Source organism: Enterococcus sp. DIV0175, assembly GCF_050529075.1.
GTDB classification, from domain to species: domain Bacteria; phylum Bacillota; class Bacilli; order Lactobacillales; family Enterococcaceae; genus Enterococcus_B; species Enterococcus_B thailandicus.
Window position 1 is genome coordinate 2,074,630 of record NZ_CP172880.1, and the last position, 19,334, is coordinate 2,093,963.

Annotated in this window: 26 protein-coding genes; all 26 read right to left on the reverse strand. The window is 36.0% G+C overall.

Going from position 1 to position 19,334, the window contains the following annotated elements:
- Nucleotides 1-64: 64 nt before the first annotated feature.
- Nucleotides 65-739, reverse strand: a complete 675-nt coding sequence (locus tag IGJ76_RS09730) for a hypothetical protein (protein ID WP_368027314.1) — start codon at nt 737-739, stop codon at nt 65-67.
- Nucleotides 729-896 carry a hypothetical protein gene (locus IGJ76_RS09735; protein ID WP_368027315.1) on the reverse strand — a complete coding sequence of 56 codons (168 nt, stop codon included), beginning with the start codon at nt 894-896 and terminating at the stop codon, nt 729-731. The genes IGJ76_RS09730 and IGJ76_RS09735 overlap by 11 nt, the downstream gene beginning before the upstream one ends.
- On the reverse strand, nt 886-1,476 hold the full coding sequence (locus tag IGJ76_RS09740; protein WP_368027316.1) for a hypothetical protein: 591 nt from the start codon (nt 1,474-1,476) through the stop codon (nt 886-888). The genes IGJ76_RS09735 and IGJ76_RS09740 overlap by 11 nt, the downstream gene beginning before the upstream one ends.
- Before the next feature lie 346 nt (nt 1,477-1,822).
- Entirely contained in the window at nt 1,823-2,839 is a 1,017-nt protein-coding gene (locus tag IGJ76_RS09745; protein ID WP_430596577.1) for a peptidoglycan recognition protein family protein, read from the reverse strand.
- Nucleotides 2,840-2,849: 10 nt separating this feature from the next.
- Nucleotides 2,850-3,047, reverse strand: a complete 198-nt coding sequence (locus IGJ76_RS09750) for a phage holin (protein ID WP_270346637.1) — start codon at nt 3,045-3,047, stop codon at nt 2,850-2,852.
- Between the two features lie 12 nt (nt 3,048-3,059).
- A complete protein-coding gene (locus IGJ76_RS09755; protein WP_270375340.1) occupies nt 3,060-3,302 on the reverse strand; it encodes a hemolysin XhlA family protein in 243 nt (80 codons plus the stop codon).
- Nucleotides 3,303-3,358: 56 nt separating this feature from the next.
- Nucleotides 3,359-3,481 carry an XkdX family protein gene (locus tag IGJ76_RS09760; RefSeq protein WP_071868296.1) on the reverse strand — a complete coding sequence of 41 codons (123 nt, stop codon included), beginning with the start codon at nt 3,479-3,481 and terminating at the stop codon, nt 3,359-3,361.
- Nucleotide 3,482: 1 nt separating this feature from the next.
- Nucleotides 3,483-3,923, reverse strand: coding sequence for a hypothetical protein (locus IGJ76_RS09765; protein ID WP_422718701.1), 441 nt, complete (start codon nt 3,921-3,923; stop codon nt 3,483-3,485).
- Between the two features lie 18 nt (nt 3,924-3,941).
- On the reverse strand, nt 3,942-6,026 hold the full coding sequence (locus IGJ76_RS09770; protein ID WP_430596578.1) for a BppU family phage baseplate upper protein: 2,085 nt from the start codon (nt 6,024-6,026) through the stop codon (nt 3,942-3,944).
- Nucleotides 6,026-7,081 carry a hypothetical protein gene (locus tag IGJ76_RS09775; RefSeq protein ID WP_430596579.1) on the reverse strand — a complete coding sequence of 352 codons (1,056 nt, stop codon included), beginning with the start codon at nt 7,079-7,081 and terminating at the stop codon, nt 6,026-6,028. Before IGJ76_RS09775 ends, IGJ76_RS09770 begins: the two co-directional genes overlap by 1 nt.
- A 1-nt stretch (nt 7,082) precedes the next feature.
- Nucleotides 7,083-8,102: a phage tail protein gene (locus IGJ76_RS09780; protein WP_430596580.1), complete on the reverse strand. Its 1,020-nt coding sequence runs from the start codon at nt 8,100-8,102 to the stop codon at nt 7,083-7,085.
- A gap of 8 nt (nt 8,103-8,110) precedes the next feature.
- A complete protein-coding gene (locus IGJ76_RS09785) occupies nt 8,111-8,938 on the reverse strand; it encodes a phage tail domain-containing protein (RefSeq protein ID WP_430596581.1) in 828 nt (275 codons plus the stop codon).
- Nucleotides 8,928-13,433: a tape measure protein gene (locus IGJ76_RS09790; RefSeq protein WP_430596582.1), complete on the reverse strand. Its 4,506-nt coding sequence runs from the start codon at nt 13,431-13,433 to the stop codon at nt 8,928-8,930. Before IGJ76_RS09790 ends, IGJ76_RS09785 begins: the two co-directional genes overlap by 11 nt.
- A gap of 12 nt (nt 13,434-13,445) precedes the next feature.
- Complete coding sequence (locus IGJ76_RS09795) at nt 13,446-14,066, reverse strand: Gp15 family bacteriophage protein (protein WP_047929148.1); 621 nt, start codon at nt 14,064-14,066, stop codon at nt 13,446-13,448.
- A gap of 4 nt (nt 14,067-14,070) precedes the next feature.
- Nucleotides 14,071-14,505 carry a hypothetical protein gene (locus tag IGJ76_RS09800; protein WP_270608853.1) on the reverse strand — a complete coding sequence of 145 codons (435 nt, stop codon included), beginning with the start codon at nt 14,503-14,505 and terminating at the stop codon, nt 14,071-14,073.
- Nucleotides 14,506-14,564: 59 nt separating this feature from the next.
- Nucleotides 14,565-14,822: an Ig-like domain-containing protein gene (locus IGJ76_RS09805; protein ID WP_430596846.1), complete on the reverse strand. Its 258-nt coding sequence runs from the start codon at nt 14,820-14,822 to the stop codon at nt 14,565-14,567.
- Nucleotides 14,822-15,328 carry a phage tail tube protein gene (locus IGJ76_RS09810; protein WP_430596583.1) on the reverse strand — a complete coding sequence of 169 codons (507 nt, stop codon included), beginning with the start codon at nt 15,326-15,328 and terminating at the stop codon, nt 14,822-14,824. Before IGJ76_RS09810 ends, IGJ76_RS09805 begins: the two co-directional genes overlap by 1 nt.
- A 13-nt stretch (nt 15,329-15,341) precedes the next feature.
- A complete protein-coding gene (locus tag IGJ76_RS09815) occupies nt 15,342-15,728 on the reverse strand; it encodes a phage tail terminator protein (RefSeq protein ID WP_430596584.1) in 387 nt (128 codons plus the stop codon).
- On the reverse strand, nt 15,728-16,078 hold the full coding sequence (locus tag IGJ76_RS09820; RefSeq protein ID WP_195339407.1) for a minor capsid protein: 351 nt from the start codon (nt 16,076-16,078) through the stop codon (nt 15,728-15,730). Before IGJ76_RS09820 ends, IGJ76_RS09815 begins: the two co-directional genes overlap by 1 nt.
- The gene (locus IGJ76_RS09825) at nt 16,078-16,425 is read right to left on the reverse strand and encodes a putative minor capsid protein (RefSeq protein WP_270346619.1); all 348 of its coding nucleotides are present in this window, start codon (nt 16,423-16,425) and stop codon (nt 16,078-16,080) included. Before IGJ76_RS09825 ends, IGJ76_RS09820 begins: the two co-directional genes overlap by 1 nt.
- Nucleotides 16,422-16,823 (reverse strand): hypothetical protein, encoded by a 402-nt coding sequence (locus IGJ76_RS09830; protein ID WP_430596585.1) that lies wholly within the window; start codon nt 16,821-16,823, stop codon nt 16,422-16,424. Before IGJ76_RS09830 ends, IGJ76_RS09825 begins: the two co-directional genes overlap by 4 nt.
- A 28-nt stretch (nt 16,824-16,851) precedes the next feature.
- Nucleotides 16,852-17,202, reverse strand: a complete 351-nt coding sequence (locus tag IGJ76_RS09835; RefSeq protein ID WP_270608847.1) for a hypothetical protein — start codon at nt 17,200-17,202, stop codon at nt 16,852-16,854.
- 2 nt (nt 17,203-17,204) lie between these two features.
- A complete protein-coding gene (locus IGJ76_RS09840) occupies nt 17,205-18,191 on the reverse strand; it encodes a capsid protein (RefSeq protein WP_349703241.1) in 987 nt (328 codons plus the stop codon).
- Between the two features lie 19 nt (nt 18,192-18,210).
- On the reverse strand, nt 18,211-18,792 hold the full coding sequence (locus IGJ76_RS09845) for a phage scaffolding protein (protein ID WP_270376109.1): 582 nt from the start codon (nt 18,790-18,792) through the stop codon (nt 18,211-18,213).
- 89 nt (nt 18,793-18,881) lie between these two features.
- Nucleotides 18,882-19,103: a hypothetical protein gene (locus IGJ76_RS09850; protein ID WP_311798374.1), complete on the reverse strand. Its 222-nt coding sequence runs from the start codon at nt 19,101-19,103 to the stop codon at nt 18,882-18,884.
- The gene (locus IGJ76_RS09855) at nt 19,104-19,331 is read right to left on the reverse strand and encodes a hypothetical protein (protein WP_311798375.1); all 228 of its coding nucleotides are present in this window, start codon (nt 19,329-19,331) and stop codon (nt 19,104-19,106) included.
- Nucleotides 19,332-19,334: the final 3 nt, after the last annotated feature.

Sequence of the window (19,334 nt, forward strand, 5' to 3'; positions counted from 1 at the left end):
TTTTAGAATCGTTATCTCAAACGAACACACGCCGTTGAGAAAGGCCCTAGAAAAAAGTGAATTCCTATCTACCACTAATTAAGTCCTTATACTCGTTAGCTTTAATATTAGGTTTATATCCTGTAGATATTACTTTAGATATTCCATAAATGTTCTGTTGAGGATATCTAAAGAATCCATTACCACTATTAGAATCATTAGTCAAAATATTATTGATTCCAAATTCGTTAGCAATAGCTATATGTTCAGCATCCTTAATTCCACCGCCGTATGTTGTATATATTTTTCTAGCATTTTCCCTAATAATAATTCTGCTATCGGGTTGAGAAGCTGGATTTACATCATCAAGTACGTCCCCATACTGCCTTAACACATTGATGGCCGAACTAAATCTATCGTTCGATTCATTATTTATTGTAGCAAAACTTCCTTGATCAAGCTCGTTTTCCATATCTTTCCATTTTGCCGGTTGATATCCAAATTGTTTTGCTTTACTTTTTAAAGTATCAACGTGTATACAATCAAATAGCTCCCTTTCGGTTAAAACTGACCAAAAAACATCATTTCCACGCGTGATAGAATACTCCTTCAGAAACTCTTCAATCTTATAAAAATTAGGTTGCCGTAACACTAACATTAAAGCAAGATTTGTATCTAGATACATTTCACTGGGAAACAAATTATCATCTGCCCAATTTTTTTTTGATATATCAAAAGGCAAAGAAGAGTTAAACGTCATATTTTTTCTCCCCTTCTTTTAAGTTACTATTTTCTTGATAAAAAGGGATTAAAGTAGTTACACTTATAATTTTACCACTAACTCTAATTTCTTCTAATCTTTTAGCTCTATTTTTTTTCTTTTGTTCTTTAATTAAAACAAGCTCTTTATTGGCCACTAATACCACCTTTTTCTAAATAAAATTGTTTATATTCATCAGTCTTATCTAGTAAATATCTTACCGAATTCAGAATAAATTCTTCAGTAAGCTCTGCAATATTGATTTGTGACTGATTACAAAAAATATACAATTTATTAAAATCATCAATACGAGGTTCAATTTTAAATTCTTTTGGATTATCTCCAAACGTATCTACTAAGAACCTAAATCCAACTCCGTCTGTTTCATTATCATTTATTCCTAATTTCCCCAAACTTACATCAGCTACAGAATATTCTAAATCTACTATATCTTCTATAGAAATATTAGTTTTTCCAGTATTGTCGAGGTCTAAAAGATCTAACAAAGTAGTTAACTTCACAAATGAAGTACTTATCAAATCAGTAGACGGGAATGCTACAGCAATTTCATTATTAGGACGATTCAAAATTAAAGCATGGTCGCTGAATTGAAAAAGGGCAATTTGTGAATCAATGTTTTGTACATTCACAACATCATTAAAATTTTTAGTAATTCTATTGATTTTTTTCTCTGTGAGTTCTCCAAATTCTTTATTTATGCTAACCGTAATATTCATGCTGCCATTCCTCCAAATTATGATTGTGTACGCAAAAAGCAGCGCTTTTCTGCGCTTGTTTTAAGACACGCCAAATTCGTCATATTACCTCAATAATAAAAATTCAACAAAAAGGTACATTTATCTTTATTAAAAGTATCCGATAGTTATGATTGAAAGTCAATATATATGAGCTAATTTTATAAGCTATTTGGATAGTATGTTTGACAAGAAGAAAATTATAATAATTTGAGTGCAACAATAACAAGTATTCTTGTCCTATCAAAAAATATTTACAATTTTACTTACTAGTTAGCTTACTATTTTAGCTAACTTATGTACAGCCCGCTCAATGAGCGGGCTATTTTTATCGTTTAGGAATATTCAAATACCAACGCGAATCGTGGAAGTCTTGTGCTCCACCGCTCGTATTTCCTTTTGAATCATTGGTTGCACGCATCATGACATAGACTTTTTTATTCGGGAATCTACGCATATTGAATGAAATATGATAACCAACGTTTCCGCTTGTGCCGTATGCAGAGTTTACATCTGAACGTGAAACGCCATTCGCTTTTACACGAGCTAGTTCTTTTCCAGTATTATAGTCCATAATAAAAATATACTCGTATTTGTAATTAGCTACATGCCAGCCTGCTACATGCAAATTGGCATTTTCGATTTCACCGAATTGGTCGATGTGAGCGTAATTCACACCATCTGTTAGCGTGCTATTACCTGCACCCGCCCTTGTTGGGTCAATGACTGGTTCTGCAGGTGATGTTGTAGGATTGTCATTTTCTGAACTAAATCCATGAACGAGGTCATTTGCTAGCTTAGTTTTTGAGACACCCATCTCAGAAAGATAGCCGTAGGGGTCACTGTGATCTCCCCAAATATTTTGAGTTACCCACAAATGCGATTTAATTCCAGATTGATTGTAAGGCGTATCTAATGTTAGAGGAATTCCATATTTCTTAGCAGAATCTCTTGCTAGTTCAACATATGCCTTGTAGTTTTTTTCAAATGTATTTTTGTCGTGAGTATGTTGCAACTCGATTTGCACTGGACTATTTGCATTGGCATATGAACCAGCTCCATATTGGACATAACCAGGTTGCCCAACTTGGTAAACAATACCACCATCGCCCACGATATAAGCTGTGTAAGCATTGTACCATGAGCGTTTCATATATTGCGCTTCATTTCGACCTGTTGCAGTTTCGTTTGCCGTTTCATGAAGCAAAATATACCGATTGTTTGCTAGTTGTGAACTACCTTCGTTTGCTGACAAACTGAACTCATTATTAATTGAGTAAGCAAATGCGTTTACAGGTAATAAAAAAAGAGCTGTAACAGCTCCAAACAAAAATTTCTTTTTCATGTAGTACCTCCTATTTATTCGAATTGTATGCAGAAACACCAGTAACAACACCTAAGAAAGTAGCAATCGCATTAATGGTTAAAACTGCCATGTCGGCTCCTTGCCAGCCATATGCTTTCCCCAAAGTCGCGACTAAAACAGAGGCTGCAGGTAATACAGTCAGCACGCCCCACTTGATTACGTTGTAATATTTGTCTGGTAAAATCATAAAACTATCCTCCTATAATTTTGTTAAAAAATAGCCAATAATAGTGATACCGAGACCTATCATATAGCCCCACGACCACTTGTTATTAGCCTTCATTTCTCTAATATCATCAGCATTGTTCAAAGCAATAGAATAAGCTTTTTCAGCTTGATCTTTTGCAGTTTCTGCTTTTTCTCTTAAAGCTTCATAGTTGTCAAGTTTAGTTTCGATACGAACCAAACGCTCGACAACGTCTTGTACTGCTTCATCTTTCACCTACTCACCAACTCCCATAAGAAAAGACGTACTCAATTGAGCACGCCTCCTACATTTTATTTGCTAATAATTTGTTCCGCTTCTTCTTCCGTAATACAGGTTGGAACAAATTCTTGTACTTGTTCATCTGTAAAACAGCCCCAGTCATACATCATCTTGACATCATCAAAACTAAACATATTACTCGCCTCCTTCATTCAGATTTAATTGTTGCTTAATTAACTCAATGTCTTTGCTATTTTGTAATGAAGCAAGCATTGTTTTTGAATTGATTTGAGCTAGACTTTCTGATTTTGCTTTAAGTTCCGCATTCTCTTGTTTGATTGCAAGATCATTTAGCATAAGTTTTGCGTTTAGTTGACTTAAACTATCCGCTTTTTCTTTTAATTGTTCATTTTCTTCTTGTAGCACAGGATAAAGAGCAGTTAAGTTGTCTAGTTTCTCTTTATCCAATCCGTTGATAATTTCTTTCCATCGCCCTTCTGATGGAATAAAAAACTGATCTTCTAATTCGATTTCTTCAAGCGGTGGTATATCCGTAAACGGCACTTGAATTGGAAAATCATCTGCTACTTCATACTCTTTACCACCTGTTCGACCATATTGCCAAACCCTTATCATCTTATTTCCCCCTTATAACTAAATAATTTCCATAACGTGAAAATGAATAATTTGTCCTGAGATTAATTCTTTACCGCTTTCCATTGATAAACCAAGAGAAATTTGTGTTCCTGCTTTGATTTCCATATATCTTGAAAAAGCAACATTATGTCTGTACCAAAGAGTTCCCTCAGTGGCTGCGCCAACGCCATATCCTGTGCCAATGTACTGAGTTTGCTCCTCATTGTTCCAAATATCAATGTACGTCCATTTCCCAGCCGAACCTCCTAGCTCAAGTACTGCAACTCCATCGACAAACAACTTACAATCTCTTAAAACTTCCGCTTTCGTTTGATCAGAATTCCATTTCAAAGGATTACTTTTCATTTTTCTTCCATATTGCTTGCCAGCAGTTGTCGCTTCCTTTCCCACAGGCAATCGACCTTTGTCAGCTATTTTTTTAATTGAGACAGCTTGAACATACCACGCTTCAAAAGGTAGTTCGTTGTCAGCAAGAATAGATACCCCCTTGATCGTTGGTGCTTCTAAGAAATTTTTAACGCCTCCAACCGACTGAGGTTCTGTAGTATTAACTGTATTAGAATCATTCATTGCAGTTTTCCAAGGAAGTACTGAACCGTTTCTAACAATTCTATAAACCATCGTTTGAGCTGTCGTATTAGCAATTAATGTTTGCGTCGCATTATTTACATCTATACCTGCACCAATCAGCATAAAAACACCGACATTTTGCAATGTTGGAGGTAACTGACTATAGTCTTCCATCGTTTGACTATCTGCTGTCGATAAATAGTACCAACCAGTGTATAGACGCGCGAATTCTTCGTAACTTTTTGGCTTAGGGCTTAAACTACTCAAACGAACGACGGCGCCGTCATCACCTGTCAGTTTATGCATTTGTGCATCGTCTTGCGAAACAACTTTACGCCATTTAGTTGGTGTGTAGCCATCAGCCTTTTTCTGAATGACACGCCAATAAGTCACCGGTGGTTGTGATACTCCATCCGTAACATTACTGGTAATTCGTTGTAAAAAGTTGTTAATTGACGCATTTGGGATATTTTCTACAAATACTCCGTAAATGAATTCTGGCGGTAATTGAGTAAAATCAGACATTGCTTTACTTTCGTTTGTGGTTAAATAATAAATTCCTGTGTTCTCGCTTAATTCAAGATAACTAGTTGCTTGTTTTCCGGTAGTGGTTGCTTCAGCAATTCGATGTGCTGCACCTTGATAATAGCTACTCGATAGCATCGTGCTGTTTGTCTGCGCATATTCTGACCAAGGGTTCCACGTAACAGGAGAAACTGATTCTTGTTTACGATATAAGTGTCGAGTATTAACGACCGCATTTGCCGTATTTCGATACCATTCTTGAACCACTCCTCCACCTGTGTCACCAGGATAGATTGTTATCCAACCAGATCCAGCCATACCAGTTTGTCGGATATAGTGATCCGCAGGAATAAAGGTATTTGATTCTGCACTTGTAATATAGTAAAAGCCTGGTCGCGTCAAATCATCGATGGTGGTTGGACGAGGATTTAAGTCAGCTAAACGCATCGCTCTTCCATCATCAACAGTTAATTTATGTTTCTGAAATGATTTATAATCAAGTGCATCCATTTCTGCTTTAATCGCTTCTAAACGATCAATCACTTCTTCAAATCCTTCAAAATAGTAATCATCTACTTCTTGCGTTGTTACGTCGATTGGACTTCGCTTGATATCAAAAATAAAACGACCTGCCGTATCTAATGACTGATCGTTAGGAAATTCCATATAAATACTACCTTCGATTTTTCCAACATATCCGAGCAGATTATCTTTAATCACGATAGACACAATCCCGTTTACTCGATCTTCAATCGTAGCTAAATAGTCATGACTTCCATAACCGCCCTCAGCAGTATCTGAACGAAATTTTAATCGAATTGGAACGATTGTTCCCTCAGGCAAACTTTGAGCAACGCCGTCTTTCATCAGTTTAAAGCGAAGTTTTGCTGTACTTCTGTCGTGCGACCAAAAGACGACATTTGTCTGAATTGGATTGATTGCTTCAGCTTGAATTTTGATTAAAGACTCATTCAATTTATAAACCATCAGCTCAACACCGTTCCTTTCGCAATAATCAATCCTTGTGCGCTTGCTTTATGTTTTGTTGTTGCAGATAACGTTGACGTTGTCCCGTCGCGAACGGTTCCGTTATCAGCTTCAAACGCAATATTATTTGAAGCTCCAGTCACAGTACTTGAAGCTCTCGTTTCACCGAACAACCGAGAAATGTTGATTTGATTTTGATTTGCAAAATATGAATCATATATATGCATTTTTGACATACCGCCAACATAGCTTGCAGTATGGTCGCTCATGCTTTTAGTATTTTCAGCTACTCTAACTTTGTATAAAGCTAGATACCCTCCCTGCTCGCAACAAAAACTGTACTTACGTCCTTCGTAAATAGGTGCATTAGCTTGATCTACAAGTTCTAATCCTTGAGCTTGAAAATAACCAGAACAGTAGAAGAAAGATACAGATCTGACTTTCACAGGCATATCTGATTTTGTCACATCGAGCGTACTTGGACTTTGTATCGTTCGAATAATTATTTTTCCTGCGCTGATTCCTCGAACAAATACATCTTCTAAATATACCCCATCATCAATCCAAATCGTTGACGTTGATGTGTTGATCAGTGGTATTTGATTTATAGCAATTTGAATTGTTTTAAATGGTTTTTGTTCAGTTCCATCACCGGTTTTATCATTTCCGTTTTTTGCAGAAACATAAATATCCACGTTTGAGCCGCTTCCTGCGTACAAGCCTGCGATTACTTCGTTTAACTGACCAATTTGCTCTTTCTGACTCTCTAATTCTTTTTCAGTGTCAGCTATTTTTTGGTCTGCTAAGTCTTCATGGTAAGTCAGTCTTCCTTGTAATGTAGCAAATTTTTCACCTCTGCTGTTGACTCGTGCGTCCACCACTTCGTTAGGTGAATCTCCCCCAGCGTTTAACACTAAGTTGTCTATTCGACTATTAGTTGCTTCGTTTTGCGAGTCAACCTTCGTTTCTAAGCCATTCAAATAATCAACATTTTGATTAAAAATTTCTTTCCATTCGCTAGAAATTCTATTTTTGACTAATTTTAATAGTCCCAAGTCACATCAGTCCTTTCTTAGTTAAATTGGCCAGAATAGCAGTCATCGTTTTTTTCGTATTACTTAATACGATCTCGGGTGGTTTATTAGGTAACGCAGGATATTTTGTAATACCCACCACTTGAATTAATGTATTGATATTTAGAGGTTCGTAAATAAACGAAACCTTATCTCCTTTTTCCAAAGAGATTGCCCAGTTTAAACTTACTGAACCCGAAATATCTGGATAGTCATGAATTGATTGTTTTAAATATTCAAGCATGTTGCCTTGAATGGTATAACGTTCATCTTCAATAGGATCTTGAATTCGAATCCCAAATTGTTTTGAAACAGGACTTGTATAAGTGACTGGTGGGAAATAGTAAGTATCATCTTCTTTTTTCTTGCCTGAGCCACGAATCTGAGTCTTCAAAGCATACGTATCGATATCAAATGAAACATCATCTGTATTGTATTTATAACGAATTTGTTCTTCAGTAACTTGACCAAATTCTGATGACGGATAAAAAACAAGATGCTTGTTGTTAGGGATAACAACAGCACCATAATCTGCTAATATTTGATTGATTAGATTCAAATAATTATCATTCCCAAAATTCTCTTGCTCTTTCTTTAGAAACACATTGTTTGGATCGATAACTTCCCAACTAAATCCCCTGCTACCTGCCTTAAAAATATGAGTTAGTAACTCACTAATTGATTTTGTGCCTGAAATAACATTGTATTGTCTTCCATCTTGAATAGTGTAATAAATGTGTGTAGCTGTCACAGCTTTAAATAGTTGTTGACCAACCGCATACCTTCGCAGTTGCTTGATTGAGTACATTTCACCTTCAAACATGACATAATTTTCAAATTCAATTAGCTCAAATGTTGCCTTATTCCTCAAAGTTTTCGGCACTGTAAAAGAAACTTCCCAAGCTTCATTTTGTTGCCAATTAGAAACAAAAGAATCCTTATCAAAGTCGATAAGGATTTCTTCTTTTGTCTCTTCATAATTTCTGATTAAAATATCATTCATGGACTCACCTACTTATACAAGAAATTGAAATCCCAAGACGAACGTACACGAGTAATATTCTGAATTTCAATCTCATTTATCCCTTCAGCTAAGTTAATCAGCCCATGATTCGTATCAATTCCACAATTAACCCCATTTAGTTTGGGATAGACTCCTTCAATAATTAAAGTCTGACCTAAATCGGTAGATAAACTAGGATAATAGACGAATCTATCACCTGTCGTTCGATTGAAAACTGTCAAATTACCTTCGGATTCACCTTCAATTTTTATTTGTAAATAGCTTTCTCTCGGATTGACTTCAAAGCTACCACCATTAAAAATATCAAATCGACTCGTATCATGCCGATACTTGTAATCGTCAGCCAATAGACCTTGAGAAAATTGCCATTCATCGCCCAAATCAAAGTCGGATAATGTAGATGTTAAAGCCTCTGAACAACCTTTATATACATTAAATGAAATAGAAAAATTACCCATATAAAATGCTTTTTTAGTTGAGGTAATGCTATCAATGGTGACTAGAAATTTCTTTCCAGGTTCTTTCGAATAAATAAAATAATACTCGGTCTCACGAAAAAACAATTCTCTCAATTCCGTTTCAACGAGTATTAAATCATCTAATGTTTTAGCAAAAAAATCGAAGTCAAACGTGAGTGGAAAAGCATCAAAAGAGTGTGTTGACAATCTTTGTCCTCTTGATCCAGACGAGGAGGTAAATTCATTTTTGGGAACTGGCATTCCCACTTTAATATCGATAATTTTTATTTGATAGTTTTCTAAAAGATTATATAATCCATCACTAAATTGTAAATAGACGAGCGTTTTATTTTCCAAAACTTAGCCCACCTCCCATGTACATTTTTTTGGTTAATTCACTACCACCTCGTTCATCGAAGTTCTTGCTGACTTTTTCACCATCAAGAATACTTTCGACGCGCACTGGTCTTTCATTTAACGCTTGGACGATTGTTTCAATATCTTTTTTACTCATCGTTTTGTGCTCATTTCCGCCATTTGAATGTTGATTTGAATAAACTGCTTGATTCGCTTGTACAGCTGGTTTGTACCTTTCTCTTGCAACAATCGCTTTTTGAATCAGCATGTCTGCACTTGGTTTTGCAGGATTGATGTTTATTTCATATGGATAAGCAGGGTCTTCACCAAACATAGCTAACTCTGGCCCAAATACTTCTCCCCCATTTGAATAACCGTGTCCGTTACCAATTACCGAAAGCATAGATGATCCATATCGAGTTTTAGCATAGTTGATTGCAGCTAACATATTATCAAAGCCATTGAAAATATTTCCGTGACCAGGAAATTTAAATGCATTGAACGTTGCTGTAATAGTTTGTAAAAGTCCCTTGGCTAGATCACCACTTATGGAGTTAATATCGGTGTACCCACCTTGAACGGCTCGTTCATTACCACCCGACTCAGTTTCAATTTGCCTTAACCAAGCATTGATATACGAAGCATTAGTTGGCAGTCCGTTCATTCGCAAGGCTTCTTTTAATTGGCTAGTCCACCTTGCAACGCCAGAACCTGTAGGCGAACCTTTCCCGCCGCCTTCGCCTGCTTTATAAATATCACCTGAGCCAAGCTTACCTGTAATGTGTAAATGGTCATAGTGGTCATTGTCTGGCCAAGGTTCCCATTCACCTGTGGCTGGTTGTCCTGATTGGCCTGTTCTATCTCGAACTTTCCCTTGTGTAATAACATAGCCAACCTTATCAGCAAAGTGTTCAAATACCCAGTTTGCAGGGTCGAAATACTTGCTTGAACCATTCATTCCAGCAGGGTAAGCAATATCAATCGCTTGGTGTTTTCCATGGTAGTAAGGGTCTCCTGGTCGATAACCCGAAGTTATTCCACTCATACCAAATTTACTTACGGTCTGATTTGCAATATCGACTAAATATTTATAAACATTATCAGCCATTGCTCCATCAAAACTTCCACCAATAGAGCCAAAACTTGCTATTTTATCTTTGATCCAATCCATAACGCCATTCGTTACTTTCTTGACACCACCTGTTGCAATATCAAATACTGGATGAGTAGCATCAAAATTCACATGTTCCGAAATAGCTTTTTTAACAAACTCCACTGGATGTTGAACTGCATCTAAAATATCAGAACCAATGTCTTTTATTCCATTCCACGCAGACTTGAAGAAATCACCTAGATTGCTTACGTTCCCTTTTGAGTACATTGGAATACCAAAAGCTTCAGCAAACGATTTTGTTTGGCTATGATTCAATACTTGAGTACCAGCTTCCGCATGCATCAAAACATTTTTCCCTTTTGGAATTTCCATTCTTCCATCAGGATGTCGAACCAATTCCTCTCCTTCGCCATCGTTAACAAGCATCAACCCACCTTGGTGAATACCACCTGTAGCAAATTTTGCAACATCCTTAGGTTTCCATTCGTCAATTCGAACTGAATCTGGTGCATCAACTTTTTCTAAAACCCAGTTGATACCACCAATTACACCATTCACACCTTTTTTCAAAATATCTATCATGTATTGTGCTGCGGCTTTAACACCATCGCCGATTGCTTCTTTTCCATCTTTAAAAGCTTTGCCGATACGACCAGGGACTTTTTTAACATAGTCAACAATTTCATCGAATTTTTCTTTTGTTTTGTCCTTTAAATCATTCCAATATTTTGTCACACCAGAATAAATCTCTCCTACTTTTTTAACTACTTTTTTGTAGGCGTCCTCTATTGGTTCCACTGTGTAGCGCTTAATTGTATTCCATGCGCTTTTAGTTGTTGATTTGATACGGTCAAAAATTTCAGCTATTTTTTCTTTTAATTTGCTGATGGTTTTAGAGACATTTTCTTTAGCATCGTCAACCGGTTTTTCCATCGAGGATTTTATTTCTCTCCATTTGTGCTTTGTAATATTGACTAAATCAACAAAGAAATCGACTACTTTATCTACTAAGTTACTAATTGTTTTAACGACTTTTTTTCGAACTGAATTCACAGGCTCAATAACATATTCAGTAAATAATTCCATTGATTTTTTTACTGATTTTGATAAAGAATTAAATATTTTTTTTATTGTTGAAGAGATTTTATCGACAACCTTCCCAACTATTTTTCCTGCTTTTTCAAGTTTGTCTTCTACCCATTCAACAACTTCATCGAACCCTTTTTTTATTTTTCTGCCGACTAGTCGTATTGGACCATAGATAAGCCAAAAAATTACCTCTGCAGCTTTCCCAAGTTTCTTCCCCGCTTTTTCTAGGGCTTTTTCTATTTTGCCCATCCATTTTGAAAAAGTTTTAGCTATTTTATCAATCAAATCTGTAATTGCATAGTATGGTGGATCAAGAACTTTCTTTTTAAAAGCTTTCAATCCATCTTTGATAGTATCAAGTAAATCATCTACCCACTTTTTAAACTTCTTATTGTGTTTGTACAATAGAGCAACTGTACCTGCAATTGGATTTAGAATGAATGTTAATACTTCTTTCCAGTCTTCTTTGAAGAAATCGATAATGGAATTAAAAACCTTTTTGATACTTTTTTTGATGCTAGTAACTTTCTCTGTAACCGACTCTTTAAATTCAACAAATCCTTCTGATACATTTTTAAAAAATGATTTTATTTTCTTCAAAGATACCTCTACAAAGTTTTTTACTGCATCAACAATTCCATCTATGAACTCGCGAAATGGCTTGCTTGTTTTATATGCTTTATAAAACGCAAATCCAATTCCTGCAATTGCTGCAGGTATAAGAAAAATTGGACTAGCAAGTAACGCCGTTCCACCAAATATATCAAGCAGTTTCCCAAAAGCTGTAACCACACCAACAATTTTGTTGGCAATAAATAAGGTAGTTAATGCTTTTCCTAAAAGAGCTATTCCTTTTTCGTGTTTTGACAACGCACTTAAGACATCATCAAATCGTTGTAATGGGTCTTTCGTTTTGCCAGTTTCTTTTGAAAGTAAACTAAAATTGCCAGTGAGTTTTTCAATAATATCAAGAACCGTGTCCCACGCAGCACCAAAAAATATTTTAGAAATCTTTTTCAAATTATCAAAGATACTCGATAATTTATCCTGATTATCGTTTAAATAATCTATGCCTTTCAAAATAGAATCAAATAATTTAGTAGTATTGTCTGATATGAAGCTGATGATATCTGTAAGTTTATCTTTACCGATGCCATCAACAATCTCGTTCATTTTAGTAACGATATTCGCTTGGAGGTTACCCATTGCGCCCTCAAAAGTCTTAGTAGACTTTGCAGCTTCTTCAGCTACATCAGTCATACCTAAGTCAACAATCGCTTTACTAAATTCTTCAGCTGATATTTGACCTTCTTCCATCGCGTCACGAAAGTTCCCTGTGAAAGCACCGTTGTTTTTCATCGCTTCTTGCATTTTACCTGATGCACCGGGAATGGCATCAGCCATTTGATTCCAGTTTTCTGTAGTTAGTTTACCTGCACCAGCCGTTTGCGTAAGCATCATTGCTACTGATTTAAATGTTTCAGCATTACCACCTGCCACAGCGTTCAAATTTCCTGCTGCTTCTGTTAGCTCTTGATAATTTGCAATTCCATTCGCTCCTAACTGGGCAGTAGTATTCGAGATATCGGACAATTCATATACTGTGTCATCTGCATATTTTTTTACAAATTTAGCAGCTTCTTTTGTTTCTTTTTCTGTAAAGCCAGCAAATTGCATCGTAGATTTGAATTTATCCATTGCGTCAGATGATTGAGTAGTTTCACCGATCAAATCTGAAAAACTACCTGTTAAAATCTGCAACGCTTGTGAAGAAGCACCAGCAATCGCACCAATTGATAATTTATCTTTCAAGCTGATAAACTTAGATTCGGTTTTTTCAGCAGTATCACCGAGCTCTTTTGTTTCGTTTTTTGCTTGTGAAGCATCTGCGTTAAGTACTGTTTCTTTTTTGTTAGGTATCTTGCTTATACCCTCTTTTGTAGCTTTTATTTTCAGTGATGCCCCGTCATTGTCCGCCTTTAATTCAGTTATTTTGCTTTTCGGTATGCCTTTTAAAAAAGCCTTTGTTTCTTTGACGTCTTTTTCAGCATCCGAATTATCAGCCTTGATTGTGAACTTAACTGGTTTATCAAAAGTTTGATCGACATCTTTTTTTGTTGATTTGGCAATTGTTGTAACTTTTGCGGTCTCAGCTTTAAATGAATCGTCAATTTTTGAACCTGTGTTCATTCCCAATTTTGTTAATACATCATCCACGAAATTAACGTCTGTTTTAAATTTAGGTAAATTTGACAGCATCACGTCAATATTAATTGTTGCATCTGCGCTCAAACACTCACCTCCTTATGATTTGGCTTGTGCTGCTAACATAGAAAACATATCGCCCAACTGGTCATCAAGACTGTTAACTGTTTTTTCAGACTCAAGAGCATAATAATTTTTCAGTTCTAATAAGCTATTTAACTCTTCCCCTTCTAAACCAGCGATACTTCTTGACCGAATCGCTAATATCCGTTGAAATTGAGTATCTTCGCTTAAACCAGACATCAATGCTTTGAAAGTTAGATAATGCATTGAACCTTGCTCATTTAACAAATCGATTTTGTAATCTGCCATAAACGAAGAGTAAATAGCTCCAGCATCTTGTGAGTACGAGTAATTCATATTTGAATCCTGACCAGTCGTTTCTCCTTCACTTCCAACGCTTCCATACGGATTCGATTGAATATAGTCAACTATGTCGTTAATAGCTTGTTGCATTTCTTCAAAAGTGAATGTATCTTCTGCTTTTTTCGAATCGATATAAAACAATTTGAAGCCAAGAATTATTTTTTCTATAGATTCCAAATTTTTATCGTCTATTAGTTCATAGAATCGAATAACTGTGTCAAAAGACAAATCAATTTGATATTCATTACCTGAAATAATCACTGTTGTTTCTGGTTTTCTCGTTAGATCAAACATCTAATCACTTCTTACGATTATTTTTGTAATGTTTTTTTGCTGTTTTACTACGCTCAGAAACAACTTCTCCCAATTCTTTTTCAAGCAATCCGATGATTGTGAAAAGGGCTTTTGTGCTTTTGTTGTAAAAATTATAAACGCGATTACCTTCACCATTTCCAAGAATCACATCTAGCGTAGTTACGGCTTTATTTTTTAATTCATCCATTTCGGATTGAGTAAATTCTTTGAATTCTTTAGTTTCACTGTCATTTTCATCCATTTTTTCAAGTTTTGAAGTCATATTTTTTAATTGGTCTGGAATATCAAAAGTCGTTAAATCAGTTAAGACTTTGTCAATTTCATCTGAAATTTGAACTTCATATACTTTTCCTGCAATTCTCACAGATTTTGTTAGCGATAATTTGGCATCTAAGTCAATTACATTGTTAATAGCCATGTTTTCCTCCTGAAATATAAGAGCAGACAAGCCAATCGCTCATCTGCTCTAAAATAGTTTTATAGTGCGGTGACAGTTAGTGCACATTCTGCGTTTTTATTTCCATCTACCGTTTTTACTGTAATTTTTGTTGTACCAGCTTTAACAGCAACTACTTTACCTTTTGTATCAACTGTGGCAATGGTAGAATCAACAGCTGACCAAGCCACATTTTTATTTGTTGTGTTTGTAGGTAGAATAGTCGCTACTAGCGTCTCATTTGCCCCAACAGCGAGCGATAACGTTGTTTTGTTCAGCGTTACGCTTGTAGGGCTAATTACTCCCCCGCTTCTTCTAAGACCGGCTTTCCATTAAATGCAAGAGTGAAACTAAATGTTTGTTTAGCATTAGCAGCACCACCAAATGGCACGATAGACGTCATAGTGACAACTGCTTGAACTTTATTTCCTTTCGCGTCAGTCCAACGAGCGAGTGTGCGAAGTTCATCACCAATTGACAAGAAATGTTTTGCAACAAAATCTTGTGCTTTATCCCCGAAAACTCGATGACCAGAAATGGCAAACGTAATATTTTTACCTGTTACTTCCGATTCAGTAAATCCTTCTCCGTCGTAATACGGAGTAGCATCAGTTGTATCGGCTGCTGCAGGTGTGATATTGCTAATTCCTGCTGCAAGTAAAGCAAAATCTGCACTTTCGATTGCATCTAGTGATTTATTGCCAGCTACGTCAATTTCTACTTTATTTTTAAAGTTTAGTAAAAACTCTTTGCTTGGAGCTGGGTCAGCAAATGTTTGTAGGTCCATTGGTAAAATATTTTTCATTAGTAAATTCCTCCTAAAATTGATGAATCATGATTTTTACATCTAGTAAGTATGTTGATAACCCTTCGCTGTCCTGTTCACTTACGAAAGGAGTATCGCTTATTTCAATTCCAATAAATTCAAAACTATCATTTTCCGATTGAATCGAAGTCAGTTTTTCTAAATAATTTGATATTAGCCACAGAGCCCTATTCGCTTTTTCTTGGTCTTTCGTATTAAACCCAATTTCATAAAGCATTTCACGTTCTCTAGTTCCGTCAAAGTATTCTTCTGTTGTTCGGCTTCCTGGAAGTGTATAAACACACAAGGTATCTTCACCGTTTAAGAAACCAATTGAACATGGCATCGGCATTCCTTTAACAGAATCAATAGAATCGGCTAATCGTTCTAAGAGATCCACTATAGTTGCCCCCCTTTAATGAACGCCTTTCGCCAGTCATTGATATGTTTTGACTTAGCACGTAAATCCCAACGTCTACCTGTTCCAGGAGTTGTGTATCGTTTGATACGAACTAATCGACCTGTTTTAGTAACAATTAGCCCTCGAAACTGCGTTTTAGCATATGGAGCCGTGAAAATAATATGATTATCACGAGTATAAGAATCACGTCTTAAGTGACCTTCCTTTTTTGGCACGTATAGATTCATATCTGCGTGCGCTTGGTTAGTCATAAAGTAAGAAGCTTTTTCTAAATTAACGACCGAAAGCTTTCGTTCTACTCCATTTTTATCAATTTTTACATGAAGCATCACAGCACCTCCAACTCGTATGAGTAAACTTCATTACTAAATGGATTCCGATTATCTACGATAGTCACTAAAGAATAAGTTTTGCCCTCAAAAATAATCTCAGAACCCACATGCTCCTTTGAAATTTCAGGCATAGGACTTGAAACATTAGAAAATAAAAAAGCGATAGCATTTGCTACCACTTTCCTATTATTATTCGAACCACTATATACCGTTTGAGGTTGGAAGATCATATTTTCGATAGTAATGTCATCTTCAAAAATCGGTTTTTGCCATTTATCGCTTCCTTTTTTTAAACGAAGAATAATTGACTGATTACAGAATTCTTTTGGCATCTGTGGAATCATTTATAATCAACTCCTCTGTATAAAAGACCTGTCCGAAGCAATTCGTCATATGCCTCAGATGAAACCAAAGTCCTACCATAAGTGGCAGAATTAGAGTTTCCTGATTCAACACGCATCCGACCAATACTAACACTTGACGGTGAACTGCTCAATAACTCTTGTAGAGAAGTTTTACCACCAATTGAATAAAGGTATTCCGTTTGAATGGCCATTGCCGTTTTAAATTTCAGAACTCGATAGCTGTTTGTATCGAGTTCTAATTTATTTATTAGGTAATAGTCAGATGTTAAACGATCAATATGCTGTTCAGCGTATGGTTCAAGTTCATCGAACTTATTTTTATCTTGAATTTTATTGAAACGAAGTTTTTTGTATTCTTCGAATGTTAAATAGCTCATTTAAGCACCTCACAACAAAAAGGAGAGGTTACTCAACTTCTCCTTTTGTTTCAGCATTTTTTAGCAATTCAGTTAGTTTTTGAGTTGAAGTGTTATTCGCAAACTCTACACCCAATTCTGTTAACTTTTGTTTTAACTCGTCACGATTTGGTTCGTTACTGTTCTCTAGTTCTGCAATGCGTTGCTTCAATTTTTCGTTTTCAGCTAACAATGCATTGTACTGTTTAACAGTATATGTTTTTCCGCCAGTTGCTGATTCGACAACTTTATAAGCTGTTTGAGATTCGTCTAATTCGACAATGTCATAACCTTGAGCTTTATAAAAATCTTTGTCAGTGTCATCTACAGCAATCACTCGATTCCCTTTTTTTGCCTTCATTTTTATTCACCTCCACCGCTTGTTTGTGCAGGAGTTACAACAAACGAAATGCCATCTGTTTTGGTTTCAAACAAAATTACATCGTCATATGATTGTTCATAGTATAAATAGTTACCCGAAGTGGAAGCAGAAGGTTTATCTAAACCAGCGAATGAATATTTTTCTGGTGCGCACATGCATGGAATGTGAATTAGCATCATTTGGATAGTTTGAGCTGTTGGGTCTTCAACTGCACCTACAGTGAAATCATAAAGAGTTTTCATGTATGCTGATGGAACGGCTGGTTCAATCGTTACTTCATCTAAACGATTTACCGCACGATCAATCACACCGTTATTATTTTGAACAGATAAAGTACGTTGCAACCCTTGAGCGTTTTTCAAGATTTTTTTAACAGTCGGTGTAACGTATAATGAACGTCCTACAGCTGGAACTGCTGCTTCATCCATCGCTGTCATCATTTCATCAAATTGTGTCAAGATATTTTCAGTAGTCAATTCAAGTTCAGTAATTCCTTTTCCACCGTCTTTTGCTTTTTTCAAAGTATAAAGAGACGAGAACATTTGTTTATCTTTTTCAGGAATTTTCTCTGTATCATTGTATGTTTTAGTAATATTAGCAATTGAAGTAACAAAATTCGTTTCGTCAACATCTAATGGATCAACCAAAGTATCCCAGTAACGTTCATTTTTCAATTCGTAAGTTTCCCACTGGTTTTCATAATTTGCTCCTGCAGTTGTGATGGAACGACGTGTGCGGTCTTTACGTCCACCTTTGATTAGTAATTTAGGAACTTTAACGGTTTTCGCTCCTACCCATTTCAATAAACCATTCGATGGAGAATTCCATAGTTTTTGAGAATATAGAATCCCATTTTCTGAATAACGTTTTTGCAGTCCTTGTTGATATGCTTCTGCATAATTCAAAGTAGCATTATCAGCGAACATTTGTAGCTTCATTGGTAAAATCATTTTGTTTAATGTTTCCATGTGTATTTTCCCTCTTTCTTTATTTTGGAATATCGTTCGTCATTGCAGCAATCATTTGTGCAGTTGCGTCGTCTTGGCTAGGTGTAGCAGTACCAGAAGCGTTACCGTCAAAAGTCGCCTTTTTGTCAGCTGGTGGCGGAGTAGATGTGTCCTGCTCAAACAAATAAGCATCACTTTCTTTGAGTGCTGTTAGTTGTTCTTCAAGTCCTTTGATTCCTTCATCTGATAGCTCTAATTTTTCGTTATCTAACAAAGCTTTTGCAGCTTTAATATTTCGAGCGCCTGCTTGGGTTAAAGCCAATTCAACAGCAGAAGTTTTTTTGATTTCTGCAATTTTGGTTTCTGAATCAGATTTAGCCTGATTGTACTTTTCTTGAAGTTCAGACAGTTGAGTGGTAAGTTCTTCATTCCCTTTTGCCGACTTTTTCAAAGCATCAAGTTCAGATTGATTCGCATCTAACTGCTCTTTGTATTGATTTGCTTGTTGCTCTGCAGTTGCAACATTACTATTCAATTCATTAACAGTTGTCCCATGTAGAGCCATAACAGAACCAATCTGTTCATCAGTTAACCCTAATTCTTTCAGTTGTTCACGTTTCATTTTGTTTCCTCCTTCGAATATTTAACGTGGCAACGACCACGAGAGTATAAAAAATAAACCTTTTAACGCCGTGTTCAGGGCGATAAATTCTAGTTGTTCATATCATTTAATATTTGTTGCTTTCCAACTTCTAGCATTCCTACAAGTGGCAAACTACCTTCTTGGCTAAAATAAGTTTCAATCAAACCAGAAGGAAACTGCACTGTAATTGATATTTGTTCAAAGTCCTTTGCTTCAGCAATTACCCATTTCAGAAACTCTTCATTTGTTTGCCCACGCTCTTTTCTTCTTTTTGCTTCTTTAAATTCCACTTATTTAGCCTCCTCTTTAGAAATATTTACTACTAACCCATCAATTTCTAATTGCCTAGGCGCATATTCAAGCACTACAGTTGGATATTCACCAGCTACACCCTCGATTCTGATATTTTTAAGATGTCTAGCATCTATTGGCTCGCCATCAACTAAAATGTCATAGTTTCCAACGTGCATCTTATCTCCTCGAGCTGTACTTTTCTTTTTGATAATCAACTTTTTCATGAC